Here is a 16,997-nt window from a genome sequence, read left to right as displayed (position 1 = left end):
AGTAGTGCTCCCTCCTTTTTGCTGCGAGTCGTAGAAGGCAGTAGCCAAAGGTTGAACAAGCTGCGTAAAGCTTCGGGTCCGTGGGGCATTGATTGAAATTAAGTATGACCAAAGAAGAGCTGAAGCAGGATTTTGACTCGGCGCGAATCAAGCATGTTCATTTTAAAGGCAAGCTGCGCACGCTTTTATTTGGCAGCGGCAGCGCAGAGGGCCCCACCCGCGACCCAGAGCAGTGCAGCCTCGGCATCTGGATTGCAAATCGGCTGCGTAATGGGGGGGTGTATGCGCATTTACCCGAAGCCCGCGAGTTTGACCATGCGCATAGGCTCATCCATCAAGTAGCCAATCGGTTGATGGATACGTACAAGGCTGGCCAACGGGAAGAGGCGCTGGCTGGATTCCCTCAGCTTCAAACCATTGCTGACAAGATGATGAGCCAGCTCCAAACCATGGAAGCTAAGATGCGTACGGAAGCCTAATTAATGCACTGGCGTGCAATTGCATGAAAATTACACTCACCACAAAGCTCTTCGCCGGATTCGTATTGTTGCTGGCCCTGTTCGCGATTGTGGTACTGTTCTATTCTCAGCTGGCCCGACAGGTGCTGCGCAACTCCGCTAAAGTGGAGGATTCGCAACGCGTCTCCAACAACGCTTCGACCCTGTTGCGCAACATCATTGACATGGAAACGGGCTTCCGGGGATATTTGCTTATTGGCAATGAGCAGACCCTGGCGCCGTACTATGATGGTGAACGACAGCTAGTGGGCCGGTTTGCACAGATTCGCAGTCTCGTCATCGATTCGCCCGACCAAGTTGCGTTGATTGACAAAACGCAGCGCCTGTTTCAGCAATGGGCTGGGTATAGCCACTTGCTGGTAGCCGAGAAGCGGGAAGCCCGCCGCCTTAATCCTCGGCAAAGCGGATTGGAGGGCATGCCGCATCGCCGCATCGCCGAAGGACTATCCGGCAAGCAGGTGATGGACAACATTCGGCTGCGGCTGGAGGTCTTTGAGCGGAGTGAGGCGCAGAAGCGCCAAATGCTGCGCAATCAGCTTCAGGACAGCATCGAGCGAGCCCAATGGCTGTCGATAGCCCTGGCCGTGGCAGCGCTGGCGCTGGGGTTATTATGGGCCATTTACATTGTGCGGTTGTTTTCCAGGCGCTTGCGCAGCATGTTGGACCTGGCGCGGCGCATGGCCGATGGCGACTACAATACCCAGATTGTGGATAACGCCCGAGACGAGGTTAGTGAGCTTATCTCGGCCCTGAACGTGATGGCGCGCACTGTGGGGGCCAACATCCGGCAGTTGGAAAGCCGCAACCAGGAGCTCGACCAGTTTGCCTACGTGGTGTCGCACGACCTCAAGGCTCCGTTGCGTGGCATAGAAAGCGCCTCGCGCTGGATTGAGGAAGACATGGGCCAGGAGCACCTGCCCGAATCCATTCGCGAGTTTTTGGGCATGATGCGGCAACGGGTGCACCGGATGGAAAAACTCATTACCGGTATTCTGGACCTGGCCCGCGTGGGCCGTGTCGCCCAAGCTGATGAGACCGTGTTTGTGCGCACGCTGCTGCGCGAGGTGATAGACTCCCTAAATCCACCACCCGGCTTTCGCGTCGAATTGCCGTTTTTTCTGCCTACGCTTACTACCAACGTGGTTCAGCTGCAACAGGTGTTCACCAACCTCATCAGTAACGCCCTGAAGTACCACGACCATCCCGAGTCGGGAACGGTGCAGATTGGCTGCGACGATGCAGGCGAATTTTATCTTTTTTCAGTGGCCGATGATGGGCCCGGAATTGACCCGGAATACCACGACCGTATTTTCGTTATTTTCCAGACCCTCACCGAGCGCGACACCTTGGAGAGCACCGGTGTTGGCCTGGCCATTGTGAAAAAAATTGTGGAGCGCCAGGGTGGCCGTATCGGGGTCAAATCGGCAGAAGGGCAGGGGGCTAAGTTCGTATTTACGTGGCCCAAGCAGCCGCCCAAAGCCAAAATTTCGTCGGCTACTATAGACGCTGTGTCCACTTCTGCCGTACCAACCATTACCTAAACCCAGTTTTGTGCTGGTTTTTGCGGGCATATTCCCGCTTGTGAAACTTACTACGCCTATGTCCTCCGACCATCCCACGCCCAGCATCCTGCTCGTGGAAGACGACCAGATGGACGTCATGAACGTGCAGCGGGAGCTGCGCCGTCAAAACATTGACGTGCCATTGGTGCACGCCCGCAACGGCCGCGACGCTCTCAAAATGTTACGCGGTGAGGGCGCTGAGCCCAAAATCGCGAAGCCTGATGTCGTAATGCTCGACATCAACATGCCCCGTATGAACGGACTGGAGCTGCTTGAAGTGCTTCGTTCCGACCCCGAATTTGTGGGCTTGAACGTGTTTATTATGACCACCTCCGACCTTGAGTCGGAACGACTGAAGGCCCAGCAATTGGCGGTGAGCGGCTACATCATCAAGCCCCTGAGTTTCGACAAGTTTGGCGAAGGCGGCACCAGTGTAGATGGTTTCAGCCTGTTTCTGGATTTGCTAAAGCTGAAGCAGTAAGCTTGGAATGCAGCGCGGGTTCGCTTGTGCTGTAAACCGACTTCCTATCCATTCAACGATAGCAGTCGGAACCCCATGCGGTGATGGGCGCTAGGCCCGTGCACCTTGATTGCCGCGCGATGGTTTTGCGTAGGGTATCCCGCATTCTGCTCCCAGCCGTATTCGGGAAACTCTGCGGCCAGGACCTGCATGTGCTCATCCCGAAAGGTCTTAGCCAGAATAGAGGCGGCGGCTATGTTGCGGTAGAGGCCATCGCCGCCGATTACACAGGTGTGCTCATAGCCCGGCAAGGGTCGAAATCGGTTGCCATCGACCAACAGGTGGGCCGGAGCTATTGCCAACGCTTGCACCGCCCGGTGCATGGCCAGATAGCTGGCCTGCGCAATATTGAGAGTGCCTATTTCGGCTACCGAAGCTTGGCCTACTGCCCAAGCCACGGCCTCGGTGCATATCACGGGACGCAGGGCCTCGCGCCGCTTGGCGGTGAGCTGCTTGGAATCGTTGAGAAAGCGAGGATTGAAGTCGCTGGGCAGGATAACGGCCGCCGCAAATACGGGACCCGCCAGACAGCCGCGGCCAGCTTCATCGAGGCCAGCTTCGAGGGCCTGGCCGGTGTAAGAGGACAAAAGGGGCATAGGCCCGCAAAAGTAACGGCTTGAATTTCCACATCACCTTTGAAAAGCAACGCCCGTTAGGCCGCAGTAGAAGCGGCCTAACGGGCGTTGGAGGTAATAGAAGTGCGGTTACTTGCGGTCGCCGGCGTTGCTGCCAATGACATTGTCTTCGCTTTCGCCGCGGCGGAAGCCTTGGCTGTCGCGGGGGCCTTCGTCGATTTCGCTGTCTTCGTCGGTGCTCACGTATTCGTTGGTTACGGGACCCAGGCCACCGGTTTTCGCGGCCAAGTCGGCCTCGGCTTGGGCATGCTTCAGGTTAAAGAGCGGGTCGTGCTCGTCTTGATTTGCGTTTTGGTTAGATTTCGACTTGGACTGAGCCATGGGGAGAGTAGCGACCGGAATGTGGGCGGCCGCTGCCTAGTGGTACGGGGCCACGCTAGCCAAGGTTGAAAGCTCAAGAGCAGGGCTTTTATAGACAGATAGTTACACTGTGCTGCTGGCTTTTTACTAGAGGCTGGGCACAAAAAAAGGCCATCGCACAAGTGCAATGGCCTTAAAGTGGCGGGTCTGGCTTGAAGGTGTCTACCCCACCTTTTCAGCCAGAGCGCCGCCGCACGAGAGGTCCTTCCTTTCCACATTTCCAGCCCGTGCGGGGGTACTTATGATTCAAAGGTACGCCAAGGGGCGGGCGACATGCAATAATTTTCGGACTAAACGTCAACAATAGGCGCCCAATGGCTGATTCGGCACGGTGAATGGAACGATAACATGTTTTATGCTTGCTTAGCTGTTGCGGCTAAAGGTGTAATTTTACGACTCAGTTCTGCTTTATTCAGTACATATGCCACACACTACCGCGCCCGAAGTTGACGAAAACCACAACCCCTGGCAAATCCTGAGCACTGAGGTTAAATATCAAAATCCCTGGATTTCGGTGCGCGAAGACCAGGTGCTGAACCCGGGCGGTGGCCGCGGCATCTACGGGGTGGTGAGCATGAAAAACAAGGCGCTGGGCATCATTCCGGTCGATGCAGAGGGCAATACCTGGCTGGTGGGCCAATACCGCTACCCGCTGAATGAGTACAGCTGGGAAATACCGATGGGCGGCGGCCTCATTGAGCGCGACATACTGGAGTCGGCGCAGCGCGAGCTGAAGGAAGAAACCGGCCTGCTTGCCGCCCGCTGGACGCGCATTGCCCGCCTGCACACCTCCAATTCCGTGACTGACGAGGAAGGCTTCGTGTACTTGGCCGAAGACCTTACCCAGAGCGACTTGGAGCCCGAAGAAACCGAGGACTTGCGCCTTTGGAAACTCCCGCTGGCCGAAGCGGTGCGCATGGCGATGGACGACCGCATCACCGATGGCATTAGCGTAGCGGGTTTGCTGAAGGCTGAAAAAGTGTTGGCTGCGCGAACTGCTTAAGGAAGCGGCTGCCGGCTCCTTATCCTTCCTGCCTTCACCTCCTCGCTTCATCCGCTAACTTTGCCGATATGCGCCACCTGCTTCGTTACATCGGCCAGCGCCTCTACACCACCTGGGCCACGTTCTGGTTTCTGGTGCCGTTTGTCCTCACGTTTCCGCTTCAGTGGTACTTCAGCCGCCGGCCCGATGGCCACGGCGTGGTGCACGCGCTGAACCGGTTTTGGTCGTGGTTTTCGATTACGATGTGGGCGGTGCCCATTGAGGTGGTGCGCGAAAGCAAAGGGCCAACTCCACAGCCTTGCGTGTATGTGGCCAACCACGGCTCGTATGTCGATATCATGATGCTGTTCAAGTATATCCCGGGGTTTTTGAACATGATGGGCAAAGCCTCGCTGGCGAAAGTGCCGGTGTGGGGGCCCATCTTTGGCAACGTCTACATCACCGTAGACCGCACCAGCGCCGTGAGCCGGGGGCGTGCTATGGTAGCGGCCCGGCGCGGGCTGGCGGCGGGCAAGAGCATTGCCATTTTTGCCGAAGGCCGAATTTCTCCCACGCCTGGCAAAGAATTGCTGCCCCTGCTGGATGGGGCCTTTCAGCTAGCTATTGAGATGAGGGTGCCGCTGGTGCCCGTGGGTATGCCCTTGAACCACATGTTCATGCCTGATGTCGCGAAAGACCTCCGCGTACGCTACCACCGCCTCAAAATCGTTTTCCATCCTCCCATTTCTACCGACGGACTTACCCTGGCCGACATCCCAGCCCTGAAGCAGCGCGTAGCTGCCCAGCTAACCAGCGACTTCCTGCCCGAAGGCGCCGTGAAACCCGGTCCGAGCACCTGGCGTGCACCTGCTGTTTCGCAGGAGCAGCCACAGTCCGTCAATTCCTGATTCGTACCCTTTAACACCCACTTCCGTGAGTACTGACCTTGGCACCCTGCGCGGCCTGGCCCATCTGGCCCGCCTCGAATTTGATGAAACCCGCGAGAAGCAGATGCTCGGCGACCTCAACAACATCCTCGATTTTGTGGCCCAGCTCGAAGGCCTCGACACAACCGGCGTGGAGCCGCTGGTGCACCTCTCGCAGGAGATAAACGTGCTGCGCGACGACGAGGCCCGCAACACCGTGAGCCACCAAGATGGCCTGCGCAACGCCCCGCGCAAAGACTCGGATTATTTCCGGGTGCCCAAAGTGCTGGAATAAGGGTGGCGCAACCAACTCCTCAACGGTTCGGACTGCCTACCTGGCTGGCTGTATTGGCCGCGCTGGCCGTAGGGCTGGCCGTGTTTTATTATTTCACAGGCAGCACCGCCACGCTGCCCCTCACGGTGGTGCCCCACCTGGAGGACGTGCCTCTTACGGTGGAGCAAGTGGCGCTAGGCGCTGTGAGCCTGCCGGTGCAGGTGAGCGGCTTTGTAGTGAGCCTGACGCACGATGTAGCGGGGCCCTTTACGCAGCCGCTGGCTGCTAGCTTGTTTTTGCTGCTGCTGGCTTTTGCGCTGGCCGGCTGGCTGGCGGTGGCCAGCACGTTGCCCCGGGCGGGTTTTGTGGCCGGCATGGTGCCGGTCATTTTTCTGCTGATGTCGCTCAACCTCGACGCGGTAGGCGTATTCGAAGCGGGGCAGCGCTATTTCCTATACCTGGCACTGGCGGTGCTGGTGGGGGGCGCCTTTGGGCTCCACGCATTTGCTGAGCGCCTGCGGCTGGGTTGGCGCTGGCTGATTTTTGGTTCTCTCGTTGCGGGGTTGAGTGCGCTGCTGTTTGTGGGGAGCGACTTGCCGCCGACCGAAACAGTCTTGCAGCTGTCAGCCTACGCTACCACGGGGGGCGCCGTGATGGTGGCACTGCTGGTGTTGTGGGTGGGGTTTGAGAATATTCGGGCGCTGCTGTGGTTTAATACCCAGGCCGAGCAACCAGCCAGCCGATTTGGCGTGGTGCCGTTTGTGCTGGCCAGTGGGCTGTACTTGGGTGCGCTTTTCTGGCTAGTTTGGAACAACGGCAGGCTCGAGCTTTTCCCGGGCGTGCAGCTCGACCCGCTGGTGCTGTTGCTGCCCGCCGTGGTTACCGCCGGCCTGGGCCTGCGCTTGCGGGCGCCCTCCTACACGGATTGGGTTCCGTATACGCGGGCGACCCAGTTGTATCCGTTGCTGCTAATGGCCGCGGCCGGAGCTTTGGGCTACGCGTTTGCTACTGCTAACACGCCCTTGCTGCGAGCTGCGCGCGACTTTACGTCGCAGGCGCTGCTATTCTTGGGCGGTGCTTTCCTGGCATATGTGCTCCTGAATTTTGGACCACTTATCCGCAAGCGGCTGCGGGTTTATAAGGTGGTCTTTGAGCCGCGGCGCCTGCCTTTTTACCCAGTCTATATTTTGGCGGTGGGAGGGCTCATTATGGTGCAGGTGCGCAACAACCGTCCCTTAACCGACCAAGTTGCGGCCGGTGAATACAACCACCTCGGCGACCTGACCCGGCAGCAGAGCGAAGCTGACCCCAGCAACCTCAGCCTGGCGTTGCTAGCCGAGCGGTACTATGCCGAGGCGGGCGACGTGCTTTATCGCGGCGACCTGCACGCCCAAATGGGACGTGCGGCTCTTTACCGTTTCCGGCAGCAGCGCCAAAACGAAATCAACGCGCTGCGACGGGCGCTCTTGCGCGGCCCCAACGAGAAAATCTCGCTTCGGCTGGCTGCGCTGTTCAATGACCCAGCCGACTTGTTCGAGGGCCTGGAAGTGCTGCGGCTTGGCTTAAAAGCCGAACCAAGAAGCGCCGCCCTAGCTGGCGATTTGGCGCAGCTTTTCACCCGCACCTCGCTCACCGATTCGGTCGCCTTTTACTTAGACAAGACCGAACAGCTAGCACCAGGCAGCTACGCAAGCCGCACCAATCAACTCGGCTTTTTATTAAGCCAGAACCTACTAGAAGAGGCGCGCAAGCTCAGTATTGACACCAAAGTGCCTGTTGATGAGCCAGGGCTAGCCAGCAATTACACGCTGCTGCAGCTGCAAACGCCCGCCTCGAGCAAGGTCCCTGACGGACCACCTACCAGTATCAGCCTACTCGACGATGCCAGCTTTGCGCAGCTCTATCATTTGGTGCTATTCAATGTAGCCAAGCGCAAAAACCAGCTTACGCCGGCGTTGTTGGGGCGCTTATCAACGCTTGCCAACGAACCAGCTAATGCGAATTATTATGAGCAGCTACTGTTTTTGCAAGCCTTAGCGCGCCACGCAAGAGGGGAGGAGCAGTCGGCCCGACAGCTACTGGCACCGCTAGCGGCCGGCACCAGCGCCAGCGCGGCTTACTACCAACAGCTCTTGGGACTATGGCAGCTGCAGCAAGGGCAGTACGCCACCGCTGCCAACCAGTTGGCCTTTGCGGCTACGCACGGGGCTACGTCGGCCTTACAGGCCCGCGTGTATGCGCTGGCCTTGAGCGGCCGTGCCGACTCGGCCCTGGCAGTGGCTGGCCGACTGGTGGCGTCCTCTGACTCTGTGCAGCGGCAGCAGGGGCAGCAAGTGCAGCAGCAGTTAGCCGCTGGCAGTATTGTCCCGGTCAAGAATACAGCTGGCCGGGTTGGTAATAATTGGCTGGCGCAGGCGCAGCAGGCCGAGCAGCAGAACAAGCCAGTTGAAGCAACTAAGAATTACCAGCGCATTGTGCGCGAGGCTCCCTTCAATGAGGACGCGGTGTTGGCGGCGGCTAGCTTCTACACGCGCCGCCGCAATTACCAAGCGGCTTACGAAGCCGTACGCGCCGGGCTCGACGAAAACCCTCGCTCGCTCCCGCTGTTGAGAAGCTACGCACTGGCCGCGGCCGACGCCGGCCTGAGCGACTATGCCACCGAAGCGTTGGCTCAGCTGAGGCAGCAGCTTCCACCCGATGCCTATGCTACTTTAGCTACTGAATACGCTGCGCGCCAAGCAGCCCGCGCAGCAGCGGCGGCGTCATTCTCTGGGGCTCCGACCCCCTCACCTCTGCAATAAGCCCCAAAGTGCCATGAATTCAAACGTAATTGAGACAACGGACATCGCAAAAAACTACGTGATGGGAGCGGAAGTTATTCACGCGCTGCGCTCGGTAAGCATTCAGATTCCGCGCGGTGAATATGTAGCCTTCATGGGGCCGTCGGGCTCGGGCAAGTCCACGCTGATGAACATTGTGGGCTGCCTCGACACGCCTTCCAAAGGGCAGTACATTCTCAACGGCCAGGACGTGAGCCGGATGAGCGACAACCAGTTGGCCGAAGTGCGGAACAAGGAAATTGGCTTCGTTTTCCAGAGCTTTAACCTGCTGCCCCGGGCCAGCGCCCTCGATAATGTGGCGCTGCCGCTCATCTATGCCGGCTTGAACAAAAAAGAGCGCAACGAGCGGGCCCTTGAGTCTCTGCGCTCCGTGGGCCTTGCCGACCGGGCTTCCCACCGGCCCAACGAGCTTAGCGGTGGTCAGCGCCAGCGCGTGGCCATTGCCCGAGCCCTCGTCAACAACCCCAGTGTGCTGCTGGCCGACGAACCCACCGGTGCCCTCGACTCCAAGACCAGTCACGAAATCATGGACCTGTTTGAGGCGCTGTACTCAAAAGGCAATACCATCATTATGGTGACGCACGAGGAGGACATTGCCCGCTACGCGCACCGCATTGTGCGCCTGCGCGATGGATTGGTGGAATCGGACGAGATAAACAAGGATGTCACGACGCATGCCTTAACGAGCCATTAAAAAATCTCCTCCTCAGATGAGGAGGGGACGCTGGCGCGTAGTGCCGGCTGGGGTGGTTGGATTCGGTGAACCGAAGGTCGGCGGAGTCAACGATACCCGAACAGTTCTCCTGCAATTCGTTCAGCCATCGTTGGCTCCGCCGACCTTCGGTTCACCGAATCCAACCACCCCCGTTTTCGCTGCGCGAAAACATCCCCTTCTTATCCAAGGAGGGGAGTTTGACCGCTCTTTTTCCAGCTTATGAAAATCTACACCAAAACCGGCGACAAAGGCCTTACTTCCCTCATTGGCGGCACCCGCGTGCCGAAGAGCAGCCTGCGCATTGAGTGCTACGGCACGGTCGATGAACTGAATTCCTACATCGGCTTGGTGCGCGACCAGGACGTGAATGCTACCCGCCGGCCATTGCTGAAGGAAATTCAGGACCGGTTGTTCACCATGGGTTCGGCCCTGGCCGCCGACCCCGAGAAGTCGAAGATGAAGCTGCCCGACCTGCACGAGGCTGATGTGACGCTGCTGGAAGACGAAATGGACCGCATGAATGCCGAACTGCCGGAGTTGCGCGCTTTTATTTTGCCTGGTGGCCACCCCGCCGTGAGCCACGCCCACGTGGCCCGCTGCGTGTGCCGCCGCGCCGAGCGCATGGTTATTCTGCTCAGCGAAGAGTCGTTTGTGGCCGAGTTGGTGGTGGTTTATCTGAACCGCTTGTCGGACTACCTGTTTGTGCTAAGCCGCTACATGGCCCACGAGCTTGGCGTTGAAGAAGTGACCTGGAAGGCACGACTTTAATCGAATTTTAGTTAATGGGTACTGATGCGCGTAAAACCTGGAATACCAGGCTGCATCGCGTCGATAATCCCTTTGCCGCTTCTTTGAGTTCTTAATTATAGCCACCCTGCCTCCATCCTCCGTACTCGGAAAATCCCGCCCACTTGTACTCAGAAAACTTCATCCTATGATTGACATTCTTCCCATTCGCACCCAACGCACCACGGCTTCGCGCCTGACCGACCTTGACCCAGCCAACCTGGAGTTCGGCAAGGTGTATTCGGACCACATGTTTGCCGTGGACTACCACAATGGCGAGTGGCAGGAGGCCCAAATTGTGCCTTACGGCGACATGGCCGTGAGCCCCGCCAACTCGGCGCTGCACTATGGCCAGTCAATCTTTGAAGGCATGAAGGCCTACCACCAGAACGACGGTGGCGTGGCCCTGTTCCGCCCGCTCGACAACTGGGCCCGGCTGAACGCCTCGGCCGACCGCATGTGCATGCCCAACATCTCCGAAGAGCTGCTTATGCAGGGGTTGAGTGAGTTAATTCGCATCGATTCGGCCTGGGTGCCTACCAGTGAAGGCAGCTCGCTCTACATCCGGCCGTTTATGTTCGCCACCGACGGCTTCATTGGTGTGCGGCCTTCGGAGTCTTACCGTTTCATGATTTTTACCTGCCCCGTGGGCTTGTACTACAACAAGCCCCTGCGCGTGCGCTTCGAGCAGAAGTACGTGCGCTCGGCCGAGGGCGGCGCAGGCTATGCCAAGGCGGCCGGTAACTATGGCGGCGCCATGTACCCCACCAAGCTGGCCCAAAAGGAAGGCTACAACCAGCTCATCTGGACTGATGCTACCGAGCATCAGTACGTGGAGGAGTCGGGCACGATGAATGCCATTTTCGTGATTGACGGCCGCGTGGTGACGCCCGCCCTGAGCACGTCCATCCTCGACGGGGTGACCCGCCGCAGCGTGCTGCAGCTGGCCCGCGACATGGGCATTCCGGTAGAGGAGCGCAAAGTGAGCAGCCGCGAAATAATGGAAGCTCTGGCTGCTGGCAAGCTTGAAGAAGCGTTTGGTGCTGGCACTGCCGCTACCATCGCGCCCATCGCTACCATCGGCTACGAAGGCAACGACTACGACTTGCCCAAAGTGGGCCCTAATGCTTTCTCTAAGCGCGTAGGCGCAGCCCTCGATGCGATTCGGAGCGGCGAAGGGGCCGACGTACACAACTGGATGGTGCGGCTATAAGCACTCCCAAATGGCCGAGCCGCAGCGTGGTTGCGGCCGCTTTTATTTGACTAAGAAAAGAAAAGCCGCTTCGCTCAGAAGCGGCTTTTCTTTTTTGCCCCACCTTTGCAGCACCAAGTACATTCCCACTCCGTCAATCCGCCAGTCAGTCCCTCTCATGACCGTTTCTCTGAAAACCGTTACCCTCAACGACACGCACCAAAAGCTGGGCGCTAAAATGGTGCCCTTCGCCGGCTACAACATGCCGGTGCGCTACTCTTCCGACCTGGACGAGCACCACACGGTGCGCCGGGCGGTGGGCATTTTTGACGTGTCGCACATGGGCGAGTTTCGCTTGCGCGGAGCCCAGGCCCTCGACCTGATTCAGCGCGTGACCAGCAACGACGCCAGCAAGCTCACTCCGGGCAAAGCGCAGTATTCTTGCCTGCCCAACCGCGACGGCGGCATCGTGGACGACCTGCTCGTGTACAAGCTGGCCGATGAGGATTATTTGCTAGTGGTGAATGCCTCTAACATCGAAAAAGACTGGAACTGGATTCAGCAGTTCAACAACCAGGGCGTGGAGATGGAGGATATTTCCGACCGCACCAGCCTGTTTGCCGTGCAGGGCCCCAAAGCCAGTGCCGCCTTGCAAACCCTGACCGATGTGGACCTGTCCAGCATCCCGTACTACTCCTTTGTGCAGGGCACCTTTGCCGGCGCGCCCGATGTCATTATTTCGGCTACCGGCTACACCGGCGCGGGCGGATTTGAGCTATACATTCCGAACGAGCACGCCGCCGAGGTCTGGGATAAAATCATGATTGCCGGCCAGGCCCACGGCATCAAGCCCATCGGCTTGGGTGCCCGCGACACGCTGCGCCTCGAAATGGGTTTCGCTCTTTACGGCAACGACATCGACGACACCACTTCGCCCCTGGAAGCCGGCCTGGGTTGGATTACCAAGTTCACCAAGGATTTCACCAACGCCGAAAATATTAAAAAACAGAAAGAAGCTGGCGTCAACAAAAAGCTGGTGGCTTTCATCATGGACGGCCCCGGCATTCCGCGCGGCCACTACGAGCTGGTGGACGCCGAAGGCCAGAAAATTGGGGACGTTACCAGCGGTACGCAGTCGCCTTCTTTGAGCAAAGGCATTGGCATGGGCTACGTGAAATCGGAGTTCGCCGCGCCCGGCACGCAGATTTTCGTGCAAATCCGCGGCAAGAACCTGCCCGCTACGATAAGCAAATTGCCGCTGACTAAGGGCGCTGAGGCGTAGGCTAATTTATGGTTGGGTGCGGGCTGTTGGTGAGCAAACGCCGCGAGCCGCAACCCGCACCCAACAACGAGCAACTGACAACAGACAAGTGCCCAAACTAGATATTTGCTATTCTCCCGAGCTGCTGCCGCTATACGACCTCACGGGTCAGGTAGCAGTCATTGTTGACATTCTACGGGCTTCCAGTACCATCGTAACCGCGCTGGGCGAGGGCGTGACGCACGTATTTCCCGTAGCATCTTTGGAAGAATGCACTGCGTATGGCCAGCAGCACGGGTGCCTGACCGCCGCCGAGCGTGACGGCGTGCCCGCTGTTGGGTTCGACCTAGGCAACTCGCCCTTTGGCTTCCTGGACGCTGCCTTCCCGGTTTGGGGCCGCGCCCTTACCATTAGCACCACCAACGGCACGGCTGCCCTGCGGCGCTCCTTGGCCGCAGAGGCAGTGGTAGTGGGGTCGTTTTTGAACTTGGGGGCCGTGGCTGAATTTGCCCGTCAGCAGGGCCGCGATGTGCTAGTGGTTTGTGCTGGCTGGAAGGGCCGGTTCTGCCTGGAAGACACCGTATTTGGTGGAGCCTTGGCCGAATTACTGGCCGATGAGTTCGATGTCCGCAGCTCCGACGCCACCTTGGCCGCGCTGCACCTTTGGCAGCAGAGCAAAGCCGATTTAGCTGGGTATCTGCTGCAATCGGCCCACGTCCGCCGTCTCAATTCTTTGGAAGCCAGCCAGGACTTTGACTTTTGCCTGCGAATAGACGCTTACGCCGATGTGTTGCCTATCTGGAAAAAGGACCGGCTGGTTCTGAATCAAGGGCAATTAGTGGGCTCTTGAGGCCGAAAAGGAAATTATTTTAGCTTCTCATTATCGTGATGACGCTGGCTGTCGCGCTGGGTTTTCTTGGCTAAGTTGCGAGTCAGAGCCTCAGTCAAATCGACACCAGTTTGGTTGGCTAGGCAGATGACGACGAATAGCACGTCGGCCAGCTCATCGCCCAGTTCGCGGCCCTTGTCAGATTCCTTGAACGACTGCTCGCCGTATTGCCGCGAAATCAGCCGGGCCACTTCGCCCACTTCCTCGGTGAGAATGGCCATGTTGGTGAGCTCATTGAAGTAACGAACGCCCGTGGTGGTAATCCATGTGTCGACGGTCTTCTGGGCTTCTTCTAGGGTCATGGATGTGATTTTTAGGCGGGTGTATCGATTACAATTGTTACCGGGCCATCGTTGAGCAGGCTCACTTTCATATCGGCGCCAAAAACGCCAGTGGGCACGGGCTTGCCCAACTCTGCCGCCACTATGGCTACAAATTGTTGGTACAGCGGCTCGGCAATGGGCGGAGGGGCGGCGCCTATGTAGCTGGGGCGGTTGCCCTTGCGCGCATCGGCCAGGAGAGTAAACTGGCTCACGATTAATATTTCCCCATTGGTATCAACCACGCTGCGGTTCATTTGGCCATTTTCATCGCCAAAAATGCGTAGCTGCACCAGCTTGCGGCACATCCAGGTAAGCGAGGCGGTAGTATCGGTGGGCGCAAACCCAGCCAGGGCGAGCAGCCCCGGACCGATGCGCCCCGTAATCTGGCCCTCGACGGTGACCTGGGCTTCGCTGACGCGTTGGATAACAAGACGCATAGAGGGATGTGGCCCGATGTGAATTCGTTTTTATGGCGCCACAGCCGCAAACTTAGGCATGGGTCGGCTCTGGGTTTAGAAGCACAGAGGTTGGTTAGTACTTTTGAGCGGGTGGTACTTGCCCGTTTTGAGGCGAGAAGACAATATCATCTGTGCAATGGATTTATCGGTCATTATACCCATATACGACGAGGAGTCTAATGTCAATGCATTGTATGACAGGCTATCAAGTGTAATATGGGGGCTTGGTTTATCTAAGTTTGAGCTGATTTTTGTCAACGACGGCTCTAAGGATAATTCTTTGGGGCTAATCAAGAAATTGGCGAGTCAAGACCCGGCCGTTCGATATGTTGATTTAACCCGCAATTTTGGCCATCAGATTGCCATATCTGCAGGTCTTGATTTGTCGGTGGGGAAGGCTGTAGTCATCATTGATGCCGACTTGCAAGACCCTCCTGAGCTGATTGAGCCATTATACCGAAAGCTAAGCGAGGGCTACGACGTGGTATATGCCAAGCGCCGCTCGCGGGAAGGTGAAAGCTTGTTTAAGCAGCTTACAGCGAAGCTATTCTACCGTTTGCTGACTCAGATAACGGAAGTAGAAATCCCCGTTGATACTGGTGATTTTCGCATTATTTCGCACAAGGTGGTGGCAGCCCTGCGGCAAATGCCAGAGCGAAGCAAATTTTTGCGCGGTCAAATTGCTTGGGTGGGCTACCGGCAGACGTTTGTAGAATACGACCGGGCCGGGCGGGCGAGTGGCGAGAGTGGCTACACTTATCAGAAGCTGCTTCAGTTGGCCCTCGATGGCATAACGGCCTTTTCCGACGTTCCGCTCAAAGCTGCTACCGTTTCGGGTTTCGGTGTATCATTCATTGCGTTTGTCGCAACGCTATACACGTTGTATTCCAGATTCGTAGCCCACAACTATGTGCCAGGCTGGCCTTCGCTTATGATTAGCGTGCTTTTTTTAGGCGGCGTTCAACTAGTAGCTATCGGGGTAATAGGTAAATACCTCTCGCGGCTGAATGCTGATGTGCGCCGTCGCCCGCTGTACTTGGTTGCCAACTCAAATTTGACCTGAGCAAACTTCCATAAACAGCACGTACGGTGTCGCGACAAGGGATATCTGTGCGCTGGGGCAGCAATAGGAGAGAGCGTTCGATAGAGCTATTTGAATGGGCTTTGCCGACCTTTGTAGCTGCTCAGGTAGTGGCAGCGGCAAACATTAATCTATGCATCCTTTGGCAGCTCCTATAACTGAACGTCAGCAGCAGGGCCGGCTCTTGTGGCTACTCATGGCGCTGCTGCTGGTGAGCGTGCTACGCTTGTGGCGCTTGCCAGAAGCTGGGCCGTCGGACTATGACTCGGTGCACAACTGGAGCATCATACTCGAAGTAGCGCAAGGTAATTTCTTGCATCTGTTCCACTTGGGTAGCCCTGGTTTTTACTTGGCTTATGCCCCGTTGGGGCTATTCACCAGCAATTTTTTGGTCTTTCAAACTACCAATGCGTTGCTAAGTATAATTGGACTGGGCTTGTTTGTGGCGTGGGTTTCGCAAAAAGCTGAGTTTACGGGGCCCGAAACAGCGGCCCTAACGCTACTGGGCGGAACATCGTTGCTTCTCACCTTTTCGGGCCGCGACTTCACGATGAGCTCCCTCAACCTGATTCTGTGTGCGGGCCTTATGCGAAGCCACTACGCCCGGATGCAGCAACCTAGTGCGGTAAGGATTCTGCGGGTGGCCGTCTGGTTGGCAGTTGGCTTGACCTGCAGCTACAAGTTTCTGTTCGTTGTGCCGATTGTGGTTGCGTTGGAGCTGTGGCAGGCTGACCCCTTGTGGCGGCAGCGCAATCTTTGGGTGAAGGTGCTGCTCATATTAGCTGCTCCTTACGTAGTGTTTGGGGTAGTTGCGGTGGCTATTGGCTTGCCCTGGTACCGCTGGCTGGCATTTTACGTCCTCCAAGTAACGCTGCCCAAACCTAATCTTTCCGGTCGCGAAAACACCTTCAATCTGGATTTGCTGTATTACTTCCGGTACCTAGCAAACTATGAGGCGCCCGTCCTACTCATTGGGCTTGTGGTTTCGGCCTGGTTGGTGTGGCGGGGTTGGCGCCGAGGTGCTATGATGTGGGGAAAGGCTCTGCCTCTGCTCCCGTATTTATTCGTGTGGGCTTGTTGCTTACTGGCGGGGATGTCGCTACTGGTGAAGGCCCCGCGCGGGATACTCTTTGCCTACCTTCCGCTGGCGGCGTTGGTACTGCTGAGCGCCCGGCAATTGCTGCCTCGCCTGGTAATAATATTCTTGGTATTGGCTGTGGTAGGACTGAATGTCTTTCGGGTTCAGCAAGAGCTATACGCTGCACTGCCCACACCCTACCCCCTCGTAGCTGCGTGGCTGCAGGCCCACGGCGCGACGAAAGTAGCCAGCACTGTAAGCCAAGGAGTGGCGCCCTACCTAAGCAGCAGCCAAACCCTGAAAGTTGTGAATAACGAGCGGCAGCTAGCCAGCCTGCGCCAACAGGGCTACGAGTACGTACTGCTCGACGGCTACTGGCGCGTGGCGGGTGTGCATCAGTTCGACTCCCTGCGCCGGACTACTCCCGTAGCCGCGTGGCCCGCGCCACATTTACAACAGGCCCTGTTGTTTCTGGAGCATTCGGAGTATACCGGAAACGGCTTCACCGAAACACTGGCCGCTCAGCAGGAAGCCGCCGCCGACAGCCTGCCGCTTCGGCTGTATCGGTTGCAGTAGCCCTTCGTACGGGTTGCCCAT

18 protein-coding genes are annotated in these 16,997 nt (G+C 57.7%); 14 read left to right on the top strand and 4 right to left on the bottom strand.

The window, feature by feature from the left end:
• The first annotated feature begins 104 nt into the window (after positions 1-104).
• The 3 genes from BMZ66_RS19755 to BMZ66_RS19745 are packed head-to-tail and all read left to right on the top strand — an operon-like array spanning position 105 to position 2,561.
• Positions 105-479, top strand: coding sequence for a CZB domain-containing protein (locus BMZ66_RS19755; protein WP_092677548.1), 375 nt, complete (start codon positions 105-107; stop codon positions 477-479).
• A gap of 23 nt (positions 480-502) precedes the next feature.
• Positions 503-2,059 carry a sensor histidine kinase gene (locus BMZ66_RS19750; protein WP_234795173.1) on the top strand — a complete coding sequence of 519 codons (1,557 nt, stop codon included), beginning with the start codon at positions 503-505 and terminating at the stop codon, positions 2,057-2,059.
• Between the two features lie 58 nt (positions 2,060-2,117).
• Positions 2,118-2,561: a response regulator gene (locus BMZ66_RS19745; protein ID WP_092677546.1), complete on the top strand. Its 444-nt coding sequence runs from the start codon at positions 2,118-2,120 to the stop codon at positions 2,559-2,561.
• A 44-nt stretch (positions 2,562-2,605) separates the two neighbouring features.
• Here BMZ66_RS19745 and rnhB read toward each other — a convergent pair whose 3' ends face one another.
• Positions 2,606-3,196, bottom strand: coding sequence for a ribonuclease HII (gene rnhB, locus BMZ66_RS19740; protein WP_092677544.1), 591 nt, complete (start codon positions 3,194-3,196; stop codon positions 2,606-2,608).
• A 108-nt stretch (positions 3,197-3,304) separates the two neighbouring features.
• A complete protein-coding gene (locus BMZ66_RS19735; RefSeq protein ID WP_092677542.1) occupies positions 3,305-3,556 on the bottom strand; it encodes a hypothetical protein in 252 nt (83 codons plus the stop codon).
• 460 nt (positions 3,557-4,016) lie between these two features.
• On the opposite strand from BMZ66_RS19735, the gene BMZ66_RS19730 reads away from it, so the two are divergent.
• From BMZ66_RS19730 to BMZ66_RS19690, 9 genes are all read left to right on the top strand, one after another.
• A complete protein-coding gene (locus BMZ66_RS19730) occupies positions 4,017-4,598 on the top strand; it encodes an NUDIX domain-containing protein (protein WP_092677540.1) in 582 nt (193 codons plus the stop codon).
• A gap of 68 nt (positions 4,599-4,666) precedes the next feature.
• Positions 4,667-5,485, top strand: a complete 819-nt coding sequence (locus tag BMZ66_RS19725; protein ID WP_092677538.1) for a lysophospholipid acyltransferase family protein — start codon at positions 4,667-4,669, stop codon at positions 5,483-5,485.
• A 25-nt stretch (positions 5,486-5,510) separates the two neighbouring features.
• Positions 5,511-5,798 carry an Asp-tRNA(Asn)/Glu-tRNA(Gln) amidotransferase subunit GatC gene (gene gatC / locus BMZ66_RS19720; RefSeq protein WP_092677536.1) on the top strand — a complete coding sequence of 96 codons (288 nt, stop codon included), beginning with the start codon at positions 5,511-5,513 and terminating at the stop codon, positions 5,796-5,798.
• Positions 5,799-5,851: 53 nt separating this feature from the next.
• On the top strand, positions 5,852-8,578 hold the full coding sequence (locus tag BMZ66_RS19715; RefSeq protein ID WP_092677534.1) for a tetratricopeptide repeat protein: 2,727 nt from the start codon (positions 5,852-5,854) through the stop codon (positions 8,576-8,578).
• 13 nt (positions 8,579-8,591) lie between these two features.
• The gene (locus BMZ66_RS19710; protein ID WP_092677532.1) at positions 8,592-9,311 is read left to right on the top strand and encodes an ABC transporter ATP-binding protein; all 720 of its coding nucleotides are present in this window, start codon (positions 8,592-8,594) and stop codon (positions 9,309-9,311) included.
• 240 nt (positions 9,312-9,551) lie between these two features.
• Positions 9,552-10,100: a cob(I)yrinic acid a,c-diamide adenosyltransferase gene (locus tag BMZ66_RS19705; protein ID WP_092677530.1), complete on the top strand. Its 549-nt coding sequence runs from the start codon at positions 9,552-9,554 to the stop codon at positions 10,098-10,100.
• A gap of 166 nt (positions 10,101-10,266) precedes the next feature.
• Positions 10,267-11,331 (top strand): branched-chain amino acid aminotransferase, encoded by a 1,065-nt coding sequence (locus BMZ66_RS19700; protein WP_092677528.1) that lies wholly within the window; start codon positions 10,267-10,269, stop codon positions 11,329-11,331.
• Between the two features lie 157 nt (positions 11,332-11,488).
• Entirely contained in the window at positions 11,489-12,592 is a 1,104-nt protein-coding gene (gcvT, locus tag BMZ66_RS19695) for a glycine cleavage system aminomethyltransferase GcvT (RefSeq protein WP_092677526.1), read from the top strand.
• 88 nt (positions 12,593-12,680) lie between these two features.
• Positions 12,681-13,421 (top strand): 2-phosphosulfolactate phosphatase, encoded by a 741-nt coding sequence (locus BMZ66_RS19690; RefSeq protein ID WP_092677524.1) that lies wholly within the window; start codon positions 12,681-12,683, stop codon positions 13,419-13,421.
• A gap of 14 nt (positions 13,422-13,435) precedes the next feature.
• On the opposite strand, the gene BMZ66_RS19685 is transcribed toward BMZ66_RS19690, so the two are convergent.
• A complete protein-coding gene (locus BMZ66_RS19685; RefSeq protein ID WP_092677522.1) occupies positions 13,436-13,762 on the bottom strand; it encodes a nucleotide pyrophosphohydrolase in 327 nt (108 codons plus the stop codon).
• 11 nt (positions 13,763-13,773) lie between these two features.
• Positions 13,774-14,220 carry a D-aminoacyl-tRNA deacylase gene (gene dtd, locus BMZ66_RS19680; protein WP_092677520.1) on the bottom strand — a complete coding sequence of 149 codons (447 nt, stop codon included), beginning with the start codon at positions 14,218-14,220 and terminating at the stop codon, positions 13,774-13,776.
• A 157-nt stretch (positions 14,221-14,377) separates the two neighbouring features.
• On the opposite strand from dtd, the gene BMZ66_RS19675 reads away from it, so the two are divergent.
• Positions 14,378-15,304, top strand: coding sequence for a glycosyltransferase family 2 protein (locus BMZ66_RS19675; RefSeq protein ID WP_092677518.1), 927 nt, complete (start codon positions 14,378-14,380; stop codon positions 15,302-15,304).
• A gap of 160 nt (positions 15,305-15,464) precedes the next feature.
• Complete coding sequence (locus tag BMZ66_RS19670; protein WP_143080298.1) at positions 15,465-16,976, top strand: hypothetical protein; 1,512 nt, start codon at positions 15,465-15,467, stop codon at positions 16,974-16,976.
• Positions 16,977-16,997 lie beyond the last annotated feature (21 nt).

The organism is Hymenobacter arizonensis (genome assembly GCF_900115775.1).
Taxonomy (GTDB): Bacteria; Bacteroidota; Bacteroidia; order Cytophagales; family Hymenobacteraceae; genus Hymenobacter; species Hymenobacter arizonensis.
The sequence above is the reverse complement of the archived record's forward strand: the minus strand, read 5'-3'. Positions and strand labels throughout refer to the sequence as shown.